Source organism: Xaviernesmea oryzae, from assembly GCF_900109605.1.
Lineage (GTDB): Bacteria > Pseudomonadota > Alphaproteobacteria > Rhizobiales > Rhizobiaceae > Xaviernesmea > Xaviernesmea oryzae.
The window spans coordinates 43,672-62,168 of the sequence record NZ_FOAM01000017.1 but is presented as its reverse complement, the minus strand read 5'-3'; the positions used below and the strand labels follow the sequence as shown (position 1 = coordinate 62,168).

Genomic DNA, 18,497 nt, shown 5'->3' with positions numbered 1-18,497 from the left:
GCTCTGCGAGTCAGTTTAATCGGATATCATCAAGGCGCCCGCGCAATAATCCAATTACCGTCCAGTAAAATACAATTGGCTTCAACCATCTTAAATTTGAATCCTGATTCTGAAATCTGCATTCTCAAAGCTGCATCGAACGACGTAAGTGCTTTACGCGCCAGGGATACAAAAATGGCGCCAGCATCCGTCAGCTCGACACCCGACCGTAATCGGATAAATATCGAAGCACCTATGGCAGCCTCAAGGTCTCGAATTTTTCGGCTGATAGTCGACTCACGGACGTGCAAGCGAACGGCCGCTTGACGAAAGCTTCCAGCCTCGACGGCAGCAACAGCATATAGCATATGCTTGTGGGTAATAGCGCTAAACTGTATTCCAACCATGATGCCTCATGATTCTCAAGTTAATACTTTAGCGCGTTCCTAGACCACCTCAACAAATGAAGCGCAGAGTAAATCCCCATCAATACATTAAAGAGACTAGCAGTCCAGCCAAATACAGGCCGATTGCAAAGGAGGTATGTGCAACAATGCTTCGAAAGCGGGAAAGCCAAGGATTTGGTGTACGTGACGCCAAAATGCCTGCACCCAAACCAGGCTGCATGATGAAGAATGGAGCGACCACGCTACCTATACCGATTATAGCCGCGGGCAAGAATGAAGGCTGAGTTAGCCATTCCTCACCCCAGACGAAGACAAGTAGCAACGCAAATGCGATCCCAACAATATAATGAAAGATCCAACCGATTGCTGCTTCATACTTGATCGGTTCTGCTTTTCCGATCGAGTCATGGACGAAATGGCCACGCGGGAGATGCCCTAGCCATCGACCAACCATTGCGTAGTTGAGCGACGGGATACTGAACACGTGGCGTTGAAAGGCCGCCCATAGATCCATAACGACCGTAGCCCCGGCACCTACCACAACCGCAGCGATGATTTCCCGCGAAACCGAGCCTGCCATACCCACCTCCGTCGCATTTAGCTCATTTCAACGTTTGCTTGAATGATCGCGAAATGGTAGTTCCTTGTCAATGTCAAACTTCGATCCACACACCCATCTGTTCACCGAGCTCGCCGAGTTCGCACGCGTCCTCGGACACGCTCATCGATTGATGCTCTTAGAGCACATCGCCCAGGGTGAACGCCCTGTTGAACGTCTCGCCGAGCTTACCGGCCTGACAATCGCAAACACCTCACAGCACCTTCAACATTTACGGCGTGCCGCCTTTGTAGAAACTAGGCGCGACGGCAAGCGGGTACTCTACCGCCTCGGGACTGGCCCGATAGAAAACGTCCTATCTTCTTTGAGAGCCTACGCAGAACACACCAGAAGAGAAATTCGTGACTTAATTGCAGACCCTAGCGCGGCCGCCAACCGGCTCGATTCTATAACCTACACTGAATTATTAGACAGAATGATGAATGGACAAGTTACCTTGCTTGACGTTCGATCGAGCGAGGAGTACGCGCTTGGACATTTGCCAAGCGCGCTGAATATACCGACAGATGAATTGGAGAAGAGAATGCTTGAATTGCCAAGCGATAAAGAGGTCGTCGCTTACTGTCGAGGACCCTATTGCGTACTATCGACAAAAGCTGCGGAATTGCTTAACATGAAGGGCTTTAAGGTGCGTCGTCTAGCCGCCGGCTTTCCCGAATGGAAGGCCGCCGGCCTCGACGTTGAGACTTAGTCTGAAGTCAAACGCTCGATCTGGCGAGCGACCGATCGACGAGTGCCGTCGCGAGACCCGCGACCGCAAGCGCAGCGCCAACCCACCCGATAGACGGCAAGCCAAAGCCTTCCGCGATTGCAAAGCCTGACAGCAGTGGTGCGAGTGTCAGTCCAAGCTGAAAGGCAGATGAGTTCGTGGCCCCAACCAACGTAGGAGCATCGGGCGCAATAACATAAACGCGACCCCAGACAGCTGGATTCAAAACGAATCCCGCGACCCCCAGAAGGAAAATCAGGGGGATCATAATAATGAGAGACGAAGCGAAATAGGTAAGACTGATAGATACCAAAGCTATCATTATGACACCCGCAGTGAGCGTCAACAATGGATGAGCGTCAGCAGTTCTCCCACCTATGGTCAGACCAATAAAAGCACCTACACCGAAGAGCGCGAACACTGGGGGCAGCCAAGCGGGCGGAATGTGAGCTATTTCGATGAGCATGGCACCTAAGTAACCAAAGGTTCCCATATATGCCGCTGTCGTCAGAGCGGTTGTCGCATAAGCCATCCACAATGCGGGACGTCCCATCGCACGGAGTTCCGAGCGCGCATCCGGTCGAGCGCCGCTGCTTGCGTGACCTTCAGGTATTGTTGCAAGCACCGCGAACGAAGACAGCACTGTTGCCATGGCGACTGCCCAGAAGCCGGCCCGCCAACCAGCAATTTCGCTGATGTAGGTCCCAGCTGGCCCCCCCACGATCATGGCGACGGTCAGCCCGCTCACTACAATCGACAATGATTTCGCTTTGCGATCCTCAGGGGCAAGTTGAACGGCGGTCGCTGCGGCCGCCGCCCAGAAGCACGCATAAGACAGCCCCATGACGACGCGGGTCGCGATCAGGACCTCAAATCCGTTGATGAGCATTCCTGTCACGGTCGCTAGGACAAAGGCGATTTGACTAGCAAACAATGTGGTACGCCTTGACCATCGAAGCGTCATAAGTGCAAGCGGCGGCGCACCTATGAGCGCTCCAATTGCGAATGCGGAGATAAGTGTTCCCGCCTTTGGCAGACTGATCTGAAGGTCAGACGAAATTTGCGGTAAGATGCCGCCCATCAAGAACTCGGCGCTGCCCATAGTAAACAAGCTAGCTGCCAGAATGTAGACCCCTATGGGGATCGTTTTGTGCGCCTGATTTGGGCTTGTTACCCGTCCGAGAACGGTCGCGTCGGCATGACTGCTGTCTGGCATAGAATTCTCCTTTGAAGAAATCGCCCTACCGAAGGGTACCGATTCCTCGCATACCGGCGCCAAACATTCAATTGTTTTCTTGATCGATTGATAGACCGTTGGTGGCGTCGAGCGTCGCCTTCGCCTCGTGCCCCTCGCCAGATCGCTGAGCGTTGCCCGACAAGGCTTGGCCTGCCCTTCTCTGTCGTCACCGCCAGCCCATCCGCAACGTCCCTCAAGGCACAAGGTGACCCTACGAAGCAGCGCGTTTTCAGACCCCGAAATAAGCAAGTACTCGAACCCCACCCTCGCAAGCTTCGTAACCGCTCGGTGATGGGCCGGCTGGTCGGGCGGCTGCTGGGGAGGACGTCCAGTTCCAGGGCAGCAGGTCGGCCAATCGCTTGGCCGGATGATCGGCGATACGCGTGAGCACGTCGCGCAGATAGGCTTCGGGATCGAGCCGGTTCAGCTTGGCTGTCACGATCAGCGTGTAGAACGCGGCCGCGCGCTCGGCCCCAAGGTCGGATCCGGCGAACAGGTAGTTCTTGCGCCCGACCGCGACGCCGTGCAGAGCCCGTTCGGCCGCGTTGTTGTTGAGCGCGATGCGCCCGTCGTCGAAGGCACGGGTGAGCGCCGGCCAGGGCGCCAGCATGTAACGCAGCGCCTTGGCCAGCTCGGACCGACCCGGCAGCTGGGTCAGGCTTTTTCCGCCCAAACCTTCAGCGCCGCCGCCAGCGGCTTCGTGCGGGCCTGTCGTTCACGGCTGCGGGCGTCGGGCGGCTTGCCGTGCAGGCCGCGTTCGATCCCGTAGAGCGCGCCGATCCGCGCCAGCGCCTCCGCGGCGAGCACCGAGCCGGTCGCGGCATACACGTCGAAGATCTTGCGCCGCACATGCGCCCAGCAGGCCGCCTCCGTCAGCGCGCCGCCCAGTCGGGCTTTCTCGTAGAGCCCTTTGAAGCCGGCATAGCCATCGGCCACCAGCACGCCGGAGAAGCCTGCCAGGTGCGCCAGCGGGCGCTCGCCCCGGCGGCGGGCGAGGCGAAGAACACCGCCGCTGGCGGACGGGTGCCCCCATGGGGACGCTCGTCGCGCACGTAGGTCCAGAGCCGTCCGGTCCGGGTCTTGCCGGTGCCCCGGAGCCAGCACCGGGATCGGCGTGTCGTCGCCGTGCAGGACGGCCGAGCCGGCGATCACCTCCCGGCGCAGGAGGTCGACCAGCGGCATCAGGGTGGTCGCGGTCGCGCCCAGCCAGCCCGAGAGCGTCGAGCTGGCCAAGCCCACGCCATCACGGGCATAGATCTCGGCTTGGCGGTAGAGCGGCAGGTGGTCATCGAACTTCGCCACCGCGATGTGGGCGAGCAGCCCGGGGCCGGCCCGTCCGCAGGGAACGGCGTGGTGGGGCGCAGGCGCCTGCACCACCTGCTCGCAGGCGCGGCCGGCAAAGGCCTCGCGCACGTGGCGCACAACCTTGAACCGGCCGGGCACGTAATCGAGGCTCTCGGTCACGTCCGCGCCGATCCGACGTAGCGCCCCGCCGCAGGCCGGGCAGGCGCAGGGGCCGGCATGGATCACGCTCTCGCGCGGCAGGTGCTCGGGCAAGGCCCGCCGGGCCGGCCTGAGGCGCGGTCTCCATCGCCTCGGCGACCGCCGGCGTGGGGGCCAGACGTTCGGCCTGGTCGGTCTCCAGCGCCTCGATCGCCAGTTCGAGCTGCTCGACGCGCTCCCCGAGCTTCTCGGATGACGCGCCGAACCGCGCCCGCTTCAGCCGGTCGAGTTCGAAAGCGCAGCTTCTCGATCAGGGTATCGGCCCGAACCGCCTCACGCACCATGCCGACGATCAGACGCTTGAGCGCGTCGACGTCGTCAGGCAGCAGGGCAGGATCGAGAGCCACACCAACAACTTAAGCCGTGTCGACGGGGTCCGCCACATCCACGGCCCTGGTCTCCGTCTCCTCGATAGTCTCCCGCCTCAGCCGGCGATCCTCGGCCGGTCGGTGCGCAGCGGCGTGCGCCAGTCGATGCCCTCCAGCAGCATCGCGAGCTGGGTCGGCGTCAGCGCGGCCGCGGCCCCGGCGGTGGCCGGCCATACGAAGCGGCCCTTCTCAAGGCGCTTGGCGAACAGGCACAGGCCCTGGCCATCCCACCACAGCACCTTGATCAGGTGACCCTGCCGCCCGGGGAACACGAAGGCCTGTCCGGAGAACGGATCGCGCGCCAGATGATCCTGCACGAGCGCGGCCAACCCGTCGAAGCCCTTGCGCATGTCAGTGTGCCCGGTCGCCAGCCACACCCGCGAGCGGGAGGGGACCGGGATCATCGACCGAGCAGGGCGGCGATCATTCCTTGCAGGAGCGTCAGATCCGCCCCGGCCTCGGCCCGCAGTCGGTGACCACCGGCCAACTCGATCGCGATGACGCCCGACCCGCCCGGCCGCTCGGCGGCTGTAGCGGCGGGAGGCGGCAGCGCGAATGGGACGAAGGTTGGCTCGGCGGACGCCGCCCGGGTCTGCCGCTCGACCAGAACGGCGCGCCGCCAGCCAAACAGTAGGCTGGAATGCAGACCGTGCCGACGCGCCACCGCCGAGGCGGTTGTGGCGGGATCGTCCGCCTCGGCCAGGATGGCGCGCTTCTGCTCGGGCGACCACGTGCGGCGCGTGCTGGCGACAACGATGTGAGGAGGATGGGTCATAGGTCCAGACACAGGGCCGATACAGCGCCATCCGACGCCAAGTCCTGTATCCAGAGCAAAGCACTACCCGCACAAGGCGGCTGTCACCGAGCGCTTACCAAGCTTCCAGCATCTTCTGGTGTGAAGAAGCAATCGGTGGTTGAGGCGACCAAAGCCACGATGTGGTGATGTACTGGCGCGCCGTATGAGAGCGCACGCCAGAACGCGTAGACCGTCGGGCAGACGCACAATCTGCCCAACGGTCTCGCCGACGACCTAGTCGAGAAAAACCGGATTACGCAGCTGATCGAAGCGACACTGGCAGGATCGATTGGCAATTGGCTGCGCAGCCGAGGATCAAGTTCGCGCGCGGTCGAGGGAGCCGATCACCTATGCAGTCGGCAACCGCACCCGTTAACGTGCCTTGTTAAATTACCGCGGTTGCCTCGACTTCGATTAGGAAGTCGGGCAAAGCGAGCGACTGTACTCCGATGAAGGTATTAGGTGCAGGGATTGCGCCTTCATAAAATTCGAGGATGGCCGCAGTGACGGGAGCGAGCTTCTCTAAAGAGTGATTCACAACATAGGTCCGCAATCGCACCACATCTCCGGGCTCTGCTCCAACCTCAGCGAGCATTCGGCGTAGATTTTTGAAGGCTTCTCGAGCTTGCACCACCAGGTCATCCTTACCGATCACCTGCTGATCAGGTGAAAATGCAACTTGCCCAGCTATGTATACGATCTTCCGATCACCGCCATGAATGGCAGCTTGGGAAAAGCCATGACGAGTGGATTCAAAAAGTGCTGGCGGATTGATAATTTCCCGTTTCATTTTTTCCATCCTTTAAACCGAGAGACCGCTATCACGACAATGGTGTGCAACATTGCGCTTCAAGGTCGGACGAAGTTCGCAGTCTTTGTGTTCGAGAAATATGCACGTCCGTCGCGCCAAAGATTAAGGAGAATTGTATTGCTATAGGACCCTGAGAGCACAAACGACTCTTCTGGTAGATCAAGCCAGTATCCGTTCAGGTCGGCGACGTATCTGCGAAAAGCCGTTGCCTTCTGGGTTGAACGATATTCAGTTCCAGGCGACATAACGGAAACCAAAAGGCCGTCTGGTTTAAGAAAGCGTATCGCATGCATCACGTGGTCGATATCACGCTGGTGATCGAACGGCGGGTTCATAATGACTCTATCATAGAGACCAGTCTCTTCCGGGTTCACGTCGAGAAAGTCTGACTCTCTGATCATGCGGTAGAGACCGGCGGCCCGCAGCTGGGCGCAGCGGTCTGCATCCAACTCGACACAATCCACCATAGCCCCCGCTTGAACTGCCTCCCGAGCGAGGTGACCTGCTCCAGCGCTGGGCTCGAGGACACGCAAGGAATCGCCCTGCGAACGTCGGAAAATCGACGAGTGTTGAATAATGGTTGAGGCGATATCTGGTGGAGTTGGAAAAAAGCCCAAATTTTTCGCGTGAGAACGTGTCGGGGCATAAAGGTTATCCGTATCTTTGATCCCTTCTTCAGGGGCAGGAGCTCCATAATGATCCGCGAGAACATCAAGAATCTTTTCCAGAAGATCCTCACGCCGAAATTTGATCGATAACTCACCCGTCGAAGGAATTGTTACGTCGAGGTATTCGGCGGTGATGCCGTTCGCGAAACCTACCTCCGGTATCACGGCTTTCTTCAAAGCCGCGAGACTTGTATTTGCATCGTATTCGCTCTCGCGACCATCCATGATCGCAAAAATGACCTCGACGTCCCACAGCAAGCGCATGATATCCTGCTGGGATATTTCATGACTCGGTATATGCACAAGTTTTGCAGCTGAATTTTCGCGCCAGCCATCATATGAGCGGAAGCGACGATCCAAGACCGAAAGCCTCCTTGCTAGCGTGCGCCGGAATAAGGTCCCAGGTGACTCACAAAGCAGCCGTATCGTCTCCACGTCCTGAGCTGGATCGTTAAGATCAGGAACCGAGTCGTGCATCAACCGAACAGCGGCGCGATCGGTGCGATCCACGTTGGATCTCGCAGCTATTTTATCGATCGCTAGTTGCCATATCTTTCTTCCAAATTGGTCAGTCGCCGCCGATCTCATGCAGTGGCTGAGCGCTGTGCCGCCAGGTGTCGCGCAAACGTCAGGGGGTAAATCGTCGGCGCGCCTCCACGACGTATCAGCGACCACCCTTGGGAAAGCATGATCCGCGTCCGCCGGTTCCCGCTCCGAAATCGCGACCTCAAGGAACGGCATTCGACGCAACATCGCTTCAGTCGCGCTCTCCGCGGCGGTCCGGCAATCGCGCAAGGTCCTTACGCAATCATCGAGAATAGTTCGGTCTACCATATATTCCTCCATTGCTAAGGAGAAGCCCGATCGCAGGTTCTGCATTCGCAAGTAAAATACTGTCAGCGCCAGGCTACCACTGTGAGTAGTAGTGCCGGAGCCTATTGGTGATAGCCGGATTAAACTGAGAGAAAGCGACGACTTCCGGCGGTGGCGTATACTCGGTGTGAAGTTCATCTACGACCCTAGTGTACTTGGCCAATAGCGCGGACTCGATTTCGCTATTCCAGTTTGCCTTGATATTCCACATCGTCTCGAAACCCATTCCCATCATTTGGGACATTGTTTCAGCTGGCATGCTTGAGCGAGAAAGACCCTGTAAGGGCGCACGGATCGGCTGGAACTCAGAAAGATCAATGTCGCTCTGCGCAGTTCCAGCAATGGCGTTAGCCATGTAGTTCGCGAGCAAAGGAGACTGATGCAACCCGTCTCGATAGGTTCCCGAGACCAGCCAAAGACCTAAAAGGCCACACTCCCCGATCAGAGGGAACCCATCTGCCGGAATCGGTCTATTTCCGACTTGCACTGCAGCGATTTCAGAAAAGTAGAGCGATCGATTGATCTGCTCGACAGCGCATTCTAATAAAAATTGTACATCGGATACGGACGCTTCGAATCTCGGAAGATTTTTCAAGATGTTCGTTGCGCCGATGTAGAGCGTGCCGTCGGACCGCGGGACGCAATGCAGACCGCAGGCAAATGCACGATTCGGGGTTCGAATCACTGCGTCCGGCAAGTCCTCCGGATTTTGCAAGCGGAGGAGTATCGACACACCATTTCCAGCGAACATTGGCGGTATCCGGTCAACATCCACTGAATCGCGCGGAAGCAGATCTATGGAACTAACGCCAGCCGCTATCACAACGTGCCTGGCATCAATTCTCTGTCCGCTCGCAGTTATAGCGCCTACAGCGGACTTTCCTTCGACCAAAATATGGTCCGCATTCTCATCCATAATATGAACGCCTCGCTTATGCGCGGCGTCGTCAAGAAGCTTAATAAGCAGCGAGGAGTCGACCGCGTGCTCGTCCGGTATATAGATACCTTGAAGAGGCCTCACTAAATCGTTCGGTTTCAATCCCCGTATTTTAGTAAGATCAGAAGATACATAGTTCTCCCCGTAAGACTCTATCGTGGCTTTTATAGCCTCAAGGTTCACTGTATCAATGTCGTGAGTGCCTGCGGTGTTGAGGACAACATGGGTGCCCTTTGCAACGACCAACTCATCGTCTCTGCCAGTCTCGGCCTTTAATCGTTCAATCCAGTTCGGCCACAGCCGACTCGCAAGATAGTCTAACTTGACCTTCTTCCTTCCGTGCTCGCTCGCGATCAGGCCGCTAGTAACCTCACCAAAGCATCCATTCATTGCGCCAGCTGCTTTCGACGCAGCGCCTAGGCGCTCAGATGTACCTAATCGGCAGACTGTCGCACCCCGGCTAGCGAGTTCGTAGGCGATCGAGCTACCGATCGCGCCATTGCCGATGACCAAAACGTCAAACTGCATTTCTCATCTCCCGTTTTCTCGCTTTATCAAGCGAGTGATTGAATGAAAGAGCGCATTAGTTGAGCTGGCGGATCTCGTTCGACGACTAAGCGGTTTAGGTGGGAAGGTTTGATTGCCCCGTGGTGGCACACGGCCAGTCGATCACGTTGTAAGGTGATTGCTTACGCGGTTACCGCAGCGCATTTCATAATGAGCAGAGCCACATCTTCCGGTGTCGGAAGCGAGGGATGCTCGACATTTTGGCCGAGCGAGAAATCAAAATTTTGGCGCCAAACAGGCTCGGCAACCACATACCCATCGGTTTTGATTTGCTGAACATTGCGCATGACAGCCGCCTTCTTCCACATTGCGGCCCCCATCACGGGAAAGAGGATAACTGGGAACGTGGCTGCAAGGACTACTGTCGTCAGTCTGTTTGGAGCCGCTCCGCCCGCAATGCTCGCTAACGTGTGCGCTGTAGCCGGCAGAACCACAAGCACGTCATGATCGGCTACGAGGCGCGATGGCTTGTCGCTCGGCCAATCCGCAGTCCGCTCACCCGCGATGACCCGGTCCGCACAAAGCGCTACGACATCGGGCGACAGAAACTGAGTCGCGGTTTGCGTCATAAGTACGCTAATCTCGCATGACATTCTTGTTTTTATATGCCGCAGGTATTCTGGCAGATGAATAATGTCCACAGAGCCAGTAGCCCCCACGAGAAGTCGGACGTGTCGCTCGGGCACAGCGCCTTTGTTGATTACTTTTGACATGTAACACTCCCCGCGTGATGATAGACTAGCAAAAATGCCGCATCATGAAATCAGTCAGTGCCTGGAGGAGCTTCGCCCCAACCCCACAACTTGATTGTTTCACGCTTAGAGGGGGGTGCATCGGGTTGGGAGTTTGCCATTGCCCGCCGCGACCCCCACTCAATGTACGCGACAAGCGCCGATCGAAACTCAGGATCGGTGGGTAGGCCGACTTCGTCGACGCTCTCAAAAAATAGTGCAACCCAACGAGCGCGTTGTTCCGGCGCTATCTTCCGCCCGCGATGCTGGCGGATCATTGCTTTAAAGCCACCGCGTTGTTCGGTGTAGCGTTTCGCTCCTCCCAACACCTCTTCAAGCCACATCCCAACATGTTCGGGATGTTCTTCTTTCATCCGTTGAAATAGAGGCTGTAGAAGATCGTCCGCTGCCACTTTCCTATAGAAAACGCTCATTAGCTCATTCAGTTTTTCGCGTCCGCCCATCCAGTCGAAAAGCGTCGGTGCGTTCGTCATTTCACATTCTCCTTTTCAAGTGCTTCATTCAGAGCTTGAGAGACTTGCTAATGATCTCGAGCATGACCTCGCTAGTTCCGCCATAGATTGTTTGAACCCGACTGTTCGTCCATTTTCTTGCAACTTCGGAGCTTGCCATATATCCGCCAGCTCCGAATAACTGCAGGCAACGGTCTGCGACCTTGAACTGCATCTCGGTCGTCCATAGTTTCAGCTGTGCGGCTTCTATGGTGTTGAACTCGCCTTTATTGAACTTCTCGATCGAGGCATTTGCGTAGAGTCGAGATATTGAAATCTCCGTATGTAAGCGCGCAAGATCAAATCGATTATACTGAAGCGACCCTATGGGGGACCCGAAAGCTTTTCGCTGCCGAACATGGTTGAGCGTGACGTTCATGATCGCTTCGGCCGTGGTGACAGCCACAATCGATATGCTCAAACGTTCACGGGGCATCGCTGCTAGAAAATGCATGTTCCCTAGGTTCACCCGTCCGAGAAGGTTTTCTTTTGGAACTAAACACTCCGAAAATCGCAGATCGGCAGTATCGCTTGCGTGCCATCCGAGCTTCTTGTGTAGTTGCCCCCGCGAAAGCCCGGGCGCGTCTCCATCGATGACGAGCAAGCTAATTCCACTTCCCTGTGGACCGCCAGGTGTTTTGACGGCGACGACAAGCAGGTCAGCTTGCATTCCGTTTGTGATGTACGCTTTACCGCCAGTTACGATGTAGTTGCTTCCATCTGGCTGCGCGGTTGTCTGCATCTCGGCAGTATTTGATCCGCCACTATGCTCGGTAACTGCAATTGCAGCGATCTTTCTTCCCTTGCACAAGTCAGGCAGCCAACGTTCTTTTTGTGATGATGTGCCAAGTGCTGAAATATAGCTTGCAACAACATCATTATGCGACACAAATCCCGGAGCAGATACATCCGCTCGGACAAGCTCCTCGGTGAGGGCAGCCGAATATCTGTAATCGGTTATGCCGCGGCCACCGAATTCGATCGGGGCAGTGATGCCCAACAAACCTGCTTCGCCAGCTTTTCGCCAAAAGCTCCGATCGACAAACCCTTGATCTTCCCAGGCTTGTTGGTTAGGAGCCCCCTCCAGCATCAAGAATTCCTTACAGGTTGCGCGGAATATGTTGAGCGGATCGGATGTTGCATCCATGATTAAGCTCCGACGAGATGTCGGCCACGCGCTCTTGTGGCGCCGCCGCACATGACATCCAATACGCACGCCAAATTCTCGTAAATTGCGAAGTGATCACCACTTATGGTGATCTCTTCCAGAGATTTCGTAGTGAATGCGCGCCATGCGTTCGCACAATCGGCAGGGACGTGCGGATCGTCGAGCGCACGAATGTATTTGATTGGGCAATTTAAGGTCGTCCCGAGGAGCTTTTTATATTGATTTCGTATGAGATAATCGGATCTGATTTGGGTTACCAGACGGCTACACATCGCGGGATGATCAAGCAGAGCCGGTGCCGTGGCATTGTCCCGCCTAAGACGGGCGATAATATCTTGATCCGACTCAAGATGCCTGCCGTCATAATCCTGAATATTAGGGGCGATCGAAGCTGAGAGAACGACAAATTTTGGTGTCAATCCGCAGCGTGTCGATAGAAATTGTGCGGTGGCATAACCCAGAACACCTCCGAAACTATGGCCAAAGATTATCCAATCTTCCACACCGTAGCGCCTGCGGATATTGAGATCGTCAATTATCTTTCGCCCTAAATTCTCCACCAGCCGGTTGAGATCGTGGATTGGCTCTTGCCTGATCAGGCTTCCCCTGCCTGGCAATTCCATGGGGAAAAGGGTGACCGGCCCGTCATGACCCAGTTGATCAATCCATCGACGGTAGATGGTAGCGGTTCCTCCAGCATGCGGGAATGCATAGGCAATTCGGGGATTACAAGTGCTCATCGGACACTCCCGTTTAAAATGAAGTCTGCGATGCGCTCGGCAGTCATGATGACGGTTAAGTTAGTCGGCATCGACGGAATGGACGGGAAGATCGAGGCATCGGATACAAACAATCCTCGTAGTCCGTGCACGGCGCCCCGCTCGTCGACAGCTGTTGATTTGTCTTCTTTGGAACCCATGCGGACCGTGCCGCATGCGTGCCATCCGGGATTTGCAAGATTGCTGACCGCGCTTCTGAGTGTGTCGTCGTTTGCAACAACCGCCTCAGACCAGAAGCGAACGCTCTCGACATTTTCTTTCACATCTGGATGCTGAAGCAGCCGCCACATTTGGCGCACGCCTCCGGCAAGACGAGCGACGTCGACTTCGCTGGATGTGACCGGTAATTCGATCAGCGGCGGCTGCCTCGGTCCGCGCCAAGCGACCCGCCCTCGGGCTTCCGGGCGCATTAGCATTACGGTCGCCCCGATCAACGCAGGATCGTTCGTACGCGCTCTCATCGCCGGTATACGCTCGCTGACGACATTGTTGAGTAAGCCGAGTTGGACGTCGATCTCCTTGTCGATCCCGCTTGGGGTTCGCGCCACGACCTGCCGCCAAGGTCGGGGTTCATGCACCTCTTTTGACTTTGGAACTGCCCAGAGCACGACTGACGCGTGATCAGACAAATTTTTGCCAATCGCGGGGAGATGGCTGACAATCGGGATATCCAGCGATCGGAGCTGTGGGGCGTCCCCGATTCCTGACCGTTGGAGGAGGAGAGGTGTTCCGACTGCGCCCGCGGAAAGAACCACGTTCCTTGAATGGATTTCCAGTGCCCTGCCAGATTGACTGATTTCGACACCGGTCGCGCGATTGCCGACGGTTTTGACTCGATTTGCCATCGCCTCGGTCAGAATAACGAGGTTCGGCCTATGGAGAACAGGTTGGACGTAGGACTGGAAGAGATTAATCCGCTCTGCTGCGGGGCCGACGTTCGCTGGAGACAGGCCGACTGCCGGTTCCTCACCTCTATTGATGCAGTCGATGAAAGGCACTCCTGCATCGACACAGGCACGGATAAATGCGCGGTCGAGGGAATGCAGTTGTGACTGTTCGGGGAATCGAAGCCGCAGCGGGCTTTGAATAGCGGCATCCGAATTACGCCGCTCGCATCCGTCGATCGCGCGGAACCATGGCTCCACGTCGCTCCAGCCCCAAACTGTACAGCCTGCGGCAGCCCAGCGGTCAAAATCGCTAGCGAAGCCGATTAGTGCGACGGCACCGTTGACCGCTGAAGAACCGCCAAGTGTTTTGCCTAATCGATACGGAAAGGATTTTGGGCTTCTGGCCGGCGACCCGTCGGCACGCGCCCGAATGAGCTGCGCCTCATAATCCCAATTGTAGCCCTCCAAGATCAGACGCGACGAGTCGCGGAGAGGGCATCCAATCGCATCTGCAACCTCGCGAACGCCGGCTTCTATCAAGACGACAGATCGAGACGGATCGGCAGAGAGGCGATTTGCGAGGACACATCCAGCCGTTCCGCCGCCGATCACTGCATAGTCGAAGACGCGCTCGTCTAACGATGAGGTCGAGACGTTACTCATCGCCCCCGCCCATTCGATCGAATTGCTCCACAATTTTAGCGAAGGCGACAATATCGGCATTCATGAAAAGCGCCTCAATCATGCTTTGCTCGCCTTCCGTCGTGACCTTGAACCGCTGCCTGACCGCGCTCAGAAGCCCCACAGCGTGCAGTGAGTCGCCGCCAGCGTCGAAGAAGCCCTCAGATACTCCGAGATCCGCCCGATTGAGCTGTTCCCGCCACATCTCGAGCAAAAGCTGTTCAGTTGCGTTGGCGGCATTGGCTGGCGCGCTGTTTTCAGCGACCTCCCTGGAGAAAGGCGAGGGAAGCGCCTTTCGATCAATCTTGCCATTCTGGGTTAGAGGGATGGACGGCAAAGTGACGTAGTGGCTGGGCACCATATAAGAAGGAAGAATGTCCCTTACGTTGCTTCGTATGTGAGCAGTCAACGTCTCCGGCTCTCCCGTATTGTCGTCGAACACCAAGTACGCGACGATGTGGCGTCGCTTAGTTTCCGGATGAGCCGGAGCGTCGATCACTGCATGCCGGATACCTGTACACGACAGGATACAAGCTTCAATTTCGCCTAGCTCAACACGGTAGCCATTGATTTTAACTTGGTTGTCCTCGCGACCCAATATCTCGATATTTCCGTCAAATATGTATCGCCCCAAATCTCCAGTCTTATAGAGCCGTTCGCCCGTATGAGGATGATTAATGAATCGTTCTGCAGTTCTTTCGGCATCAGCCCAATATCCTTGAGCAACCCCGGCGCCACCGATGTACAACTCTCCCGTAACACCTTTAGGAGATGGATCGAGCCACTCATTCAAAACATGGAAGCGCTGATTTGCCAGAGGCTTGCCATAGGGTATGCTGGACCATGCTGGGTCGGTCTCGTCTATCTCGTAAAAGATAGACCATATTGATCCTTCGGTCGCTCCACCAAGGCTTATAACTCTAGCGCTTGGTAGCGCAGACTTGATCGCTCCGGGAAGATTGACCGGTATCCAATCACCACTCATGAGTATGAGGCGCAAATGGCAAGTCCTCAACTCGTTCGAATATTCGTCTGCGACAAGCTTCATAGGAGCGGGAACACTGTTCCATATGGTCACATTATTGGTGACGACGGCATCAACCCAACTTTTCGGATCACTGATCGTTTCTGCGGCAGGGAATACAACGCATCCACCTGCGCCGAGAACGCCGAAGTAATCGTATACGGAAAGATCAAAACCGGGCGGCGCAATCGAAAGCACCGTATCGTCGCTTGATACTTCGAATTTATTATTGATGTCGATGATCGTATTAGCAGCATTGCGATGTGAAACCATCACCCCTTTGGGCTCACCCGTCGAGCCTGAGGTGAATATTACATAAGCCAGATCATCGTGGCCGACAGCTGTCATAGGCCGATCGACAGAAGACACGTCGCTTTTGCAATCGTCAATATTTATGCGAAAACACGATTCAGGGAGATCAGAATCGGGATTTATCTCCGTTTTTGTCAAAATTGCTTTCGCAGCGCAGCGTGTGATCAAGCTCGTCCGCCGTTGCGAGGGAAGTGCCGGATCGATAGCGACGTAAGCTCCGCCCGCTATTAAGATACTCATGATGGAGACGAGCAATTCAGGTCCGGGATACATCGAAACCGCAACGATGTCGTTCGGCTTGATGCGGCAGCGTCTGAGGAGTTCGTGACTCAGCGAGATGGCCTGGTCCTCAAGTTCTCCGAAGGTCAGGCTTGAGTAACTCGACCGAACGGCGACTTTGCTCGGGAAGCGCGTTGCGGCTGCGAGAACCATGTCGTGCAGGAAGACCGAGGGTGGCTCGCTTCCAGTGTCATTTGCCCGAACGCGTTCCTCCAGATCTTGAGTGGGCAAATTGACGACGCCGCGCAAGCGCGCCCATATGGTGGAATCAGAGATGCAGTTCTGAAGGAGGCGGGAGAATGCCTCGGCCATGGCCTGTACCATCCCGTCCGGGAACAGCCCATCGACATAATTCCAGTGCATCCATATTTCGTCGGCTTCCCGCACGATCTGTGCTTCCAGCCAAACCTGAGGAGTGCGACTGCTTGTATATACCGGGGTCGTACCGTCCCATGTCAGGTTTACGCCGGCAGCACGCGAACGAAAATGTGGGTCAAGCAAATTATTGAAAACAACAGGTGTAGAAGTCCCTCGGTCGGGAGAGTTCCTCTGTCCCACTTCTCGGATAATGCCTATCGTACTACACGCACCATGAAGGCGCGACTCCAGTAAGTCCTTGTGTAAGCGACCTATCCTGTCGCAAAGTCTGTGATCTTTCATGTCTCGGACCGGCAGAGGCACTGGTTGCAGAAAATTTCCAACAACATTCTGCACATCATCAAAATGAGCCCGGCGGCCATGTTCCGCGATGATTAGCGACAGCTCCTGGTGGCGAGACCAAGTTCGAATGACCTCAGAGAACAACCCAAGAACGAAAGACTCTGGAGAGACTTTAAGCTTGTCCGCCAGCCTAACTATTTCGCTGTAATCGTCATGTCCGATACGAACAGACTCCCGATTAAACGAAATTCTACTGATTAACTGGGGCGAGATTTTTATCGGTAGCTCCGCCGGCTTTGGCAACCGGTCAAGTTGAGTTCGCCAAAAGTTTTCATCGTCTTTTGCTTGTTTGGAGGATCTCAATGATTTCTCGTAGCAAGCATAATCGAGAAATCTGCGATCCTCTTTTACGTCAAATATATTATCCTTATAATGCCTCCACAAATCTCGTAAAACTACATCAATACTTGCCGCATCAATGAACAACAAGCTTATATTGATATGCAGTCGGGTTTTGCCATTCGGAAGCTGAGTTGCATGGACCAGAATCGCGCTCGGCGCAGTGTAGTTTGGCGGAGCCGCCTGCAAGTCAGCACGCTTCTGATCCAAAGCACGCTTTACGATATGATCTGGAGCAGCTCTGTAGTCTTCTGTAGATATCTTGCAATGTACGTTATCCGCAATAACGCCTTGTGAACCAAAGTTAGTAAGTGAGGTTCGTAACATTGGATGCCGACGTAGAGTCAGATCCAATGCCCGTTCAAGCTTCGAAATATCGACATCAGGGACGTCGACTTCCTGATAATGGGCGGCCACAATACCGCCGAGTTCAACGCCGGTTTGAGCGCTAAAAATATAAGATAACTGCATGTCGCTGAGCGTGACTGCTGATCTTAACGCGCCTACATGGTGATCAGAAGCACAATCAACGGGCTCAGACAGGGGGAGTATGCCTGCCTCAATACCAACATCGTGCTTGATCTTTGAGGAATGTGCAGACGAAACCTGAATTTCGTTCTGATGCGTCTTAGACAAGCTGATCATATGCATAAGCCTCCCCTCCCGGCTGAGATTTCTGCTTGAATGTCTACTGTCTGTGCATGCAACAGCACCACGGTGATCGCCCGAGCGGGATGACCCGCTCTGCAAACCCTCAATCGATGAATTGAATGTTCTTTGATAATGGATCGCATATCAAGGAAAAACGCCACACATTTTAGTATGTTTTCATAGAAAACCGGCTAAATTCGTTGCAAATCAAAAGCTTACATTCATATCTCCGAAATATTATATTGTAGGTATCATGCGCATCCGAGATCAGGCATCGGTTTTAATATGTGAAGGTCACCCATCCGTCATACGATATGCAATGCGAGTTCATTCGACGCGATTTATTTAGCGAATGCGTTTCCGACAAAGTTTAGACTTAGAAAATCCGTTCTATTTTTGCCCGTATGTGGAGAAAGGTCCTTTCGCGTCTCAACCCATTAAGATGACGTCATGATTTTGGCCGGTGACTTATTTTTGCGGATCTTGCGTTGGCGAATGGATCAGACTGTTAGTATTGTCGCCGGATACATCCTCCGAAACCTCCTGCCGCAGTTTCGGTCCCTTCGCGAGGCGTTGGCCGAGCGCGGTGACGAAAGCGTCGTAGCGACGGCCTGCGTCAGCACGCGCGGCTTTGGCCGCAGGTTCTGGCAAAGCCGGGGTGGTCATCAGCCAGAACCGGACGAACACCGCCAAAGTCTCGACAGCGATACCGAGGTCCCTTTCCAGCCTGGCCATCCGCCGATCGAGTTGGTCGATGCGCTTGATGATCGCCGCCTCCTGGCGTTCCGCCGCATCCGGCGAGAGAAAGGAGGCGATGGCGGCTTCGGCCACGAGCGAACGGGAGTGATCGCGCCGGGCGGCGTGTTCCGCGAGCGCCTTCATGACGGGCGGATCGAGATAGACCGAGAGCCGCTGCTTGCGCTGAGGTTTCGTCATCGGT

The 18,497-nt window shown here is 55.6% G+C and carries 17 protein-coding genes and 2 pseudogenes; 1 reads left to right on the top strand and 18 read right to left on the bottom strand.

What is annotated here, in order from left to right:
* Positions 1-29: 29 nt before the first annotated feature.
* Positions 30-386, bottom strand: a complete 357-nt coding sequence (locus tag BMX61_RS19100; RefSeq protein ID WP_075628737.1) for a LysR family transcriptional regulator — start codon at positions 384-386, stop codon at positions 30-32.
* Between the two features lie 79 nt (positions 387-465).
* Complete coding sequence (locus tag BMX61_RS19095; RefSeq protein WP_075628738.1) at positions 466-966, bottom strand: DUF2938 domain-containing protein; 501 nt, start codon at positions 964-966, stop codon at positions 466-468.
* 70 nt (positions 967-1,036) lie between these two features.
* Between BMX61_RS19095 and BMX61_RS19090 the strand changes: the two genes are divergently transcribed.
* Positions 1,037-1,696, top strand: a complete 660-nt coding sequence (locus BMX61_RS19090; protein WP_075628739.1) for an ArsR/SmtB family transcription factor — start codon at positions 1,037-1,039, stop codon at positions 1,694-1,696.
* A 7-nt stretch (positions 1,697-1,703) separates the two neighbouring features.
* Here BMX61_RS19090 and BMX61_RS19085 read toward each other — a convergent pair whose 3' ends face one another.
* From BMX61_RS19085 to BMX61_RS19020, 16 genes and pseudogenes are all read right to left on the bottom strand, one after another.
* Positions 1,704-2,930: a Cmx/CmrA family chloramphenicol efflux MFS transporter gene (locus BMX61_RS19085; RefSeq protein WP_083639546.1), complete on the bottom strand. Its 1,227-nt coding sequence runs from the start codon at positions 2,928-2,930 to the stop codon at positions 1,704-1,706.
* Between the two features lie 250 nt (positions 2,931-3,180).
* Positions 3,181-3,390, bottom strand: coding sequence for a transposase domain-containing protein (locus BMX61_RS25450; RefSeq protein WP_234794745.1), 210 nt, complete (start codon positions 3,388-3,390; stop codon positions 3,181-3,183).
* A gap of 87 nt (positions 3,391-3,477) precedes the next feature.
* Positions 3,478-4,481: pseudogene (gene tnpC / locus BMX61_RS19080) on the bottom strand (IS66 family transposase); the annotation flags it as partial.
* Between the two features lie 82 nt (positions 4,482-4,563).
* Positions 4,564-4,674, bottom strand: a pseudogene (locus BMX61_RS25130) (IS66 family transposase); the annotation flags it as partial.
* 204 nt (positions 4,675-4,878) lie between these two features.
* Complete coding sequence (gene tnpB / locus BMX61_RS19075; RefSeq protein ID WP_075628742.1) at positions 4,879-5,226, bottom strand: IS66 family insertion sequence element accessory protein TnpB; 348 nt, start codon at positions 5,224-5,226, stop codon at positions 4,879-4,881.
* Entirely contained in the window at positions 5,223-5,597 is a 375-nt protein-coding gene (gene tnpA / locus BMX61_RS19070; protein WP_075628743.1) for an IS66-like element accessory protein TnpA, read from the bottom strand. Before tnpA ends, tnpB begins: the two co-directional genes overlap by 4 nt.
* A gap of 406 nt (positions 5,598-6,003) precedes the next feature.
* The gene (locus BMX61_RS19065; protein WP_075628744.1) at positions 6,004-6,408 is read right to left on the bottom strand and encodes a RidA family protein; all 405 of its coding nucleotides are present in this window, start codon (positions 6,406-6,408) and stop codon (positions 6,004-6,006) included.
* Positions 6,409-6,467: 59 nt separating this feature from the next.
* On the bottom strand, positions 6,468-7,685 hold the full coding sequence (locus BMX61_RS24800) for a class I SAM-dependent methyltransferase (RefSeq protein ID WP_234794744.1): 1,218 nt from the start codon (positions 7,683-7,685) through the stop codon (positions 6,468-6,470).
* A gap of 319 nt (positions 7,686-8,004) precedes the next feature.
* Complete coding sequence (locus BMX61_RS19055; RefSeq protein WP_075628746.1) at positions 8,005-9,435, bottom strand: NAD(P)/FAD-dependent oxidoreductase; 1,431 nt, start codon at positions 9,433-9,435, stop codon at positions 8,005-8,007.
* A gap of 161 nt (positions 9,436-9,596) precedes the next feature.
* A complete protein-coding gene (locus BMX61_RS19050; protein ID WP_075628747.1) occupies positions 9,597-10,187 on the bottom strand; it encodes a flavoprotein in 591 nt (196 codons plus the stop codon).
* A gap of 50 nt (positions 10,188-10,237) precedes the next feature.
* Complete coding sequence (locus BMX61_RS19045; RefSeq protein ID WP_075628748.1) at positions 10,238-10,699, bottom strand: group II truncated hemoglobin; 462 nt, start codon at positions 10,697-10,699, stop codon at positions 10,238-10,240.
* A gap of 28 nt (positions 10,700-10,727) precedes the next feature.
* Entirely contained in the window at positions 10,728-11,864 is a 1,137-nt protein-coding gene (locus BMX61_RS19040) for an acyl-CoA dehydrogenase family protein (RefSeq protein ID WP_075628749.1), read from the bottom strand.
* Between the two features lie 2 nt (positions 11,865-11,866).
* Positions 11,867-12,625, bottom strand: coding sequence for a thioesterase II family protein (locus BMX61_RS19035; RefSeq protein ID WP_075628750.1), 759 nt, complete (start codon positions 12,623-12,625; stop codon positions 11,867-11,869).
* A complete protein-coding gene (locus BMX61_RS19030; protein ID WP_075628751.1) occupies positions 12,622-14,214 on the bottom strand; it encodes a GMC family oxidoreductase in 1,593 nt (530 codons plus the stop codon). Before BMX61_RS19030 ends, BMX61_RS19035 begins: the two co-directional genes overlap by 4 nt.
* Positions 14,207-17,551 carry a non-ribosomal peptide synthetase gene (locus tag BMX61_RS19025; protein ID WP_210186297.1) on the bottom strand — a complete coding sequence of 1,115 codons (3,345 nt, stop codon included), beginning with the start codon at positions 17,549-17,551 and terminating at the stop codon, positions 14,207-14,209. Before BMX61_RS19025 ends, BMX61_RS19030 begins: the two co-directional genes overlap by 8 nt.
* Before the next feature lie 474 nt (positions 17,552-18,025).
* Complete coding sequence (locus BMX61_RS19020) at positions 18,026-18,493, bottom strand: ribbon-helix-helix protein, CopG family (protein ID WP_075628752.1); 468 nt, start codon at positions 18,491-18,493, stop codon at positions 18,026-18,028.
* Positions 18,494-18,497 lie beyond the last annotated feature (4 nt).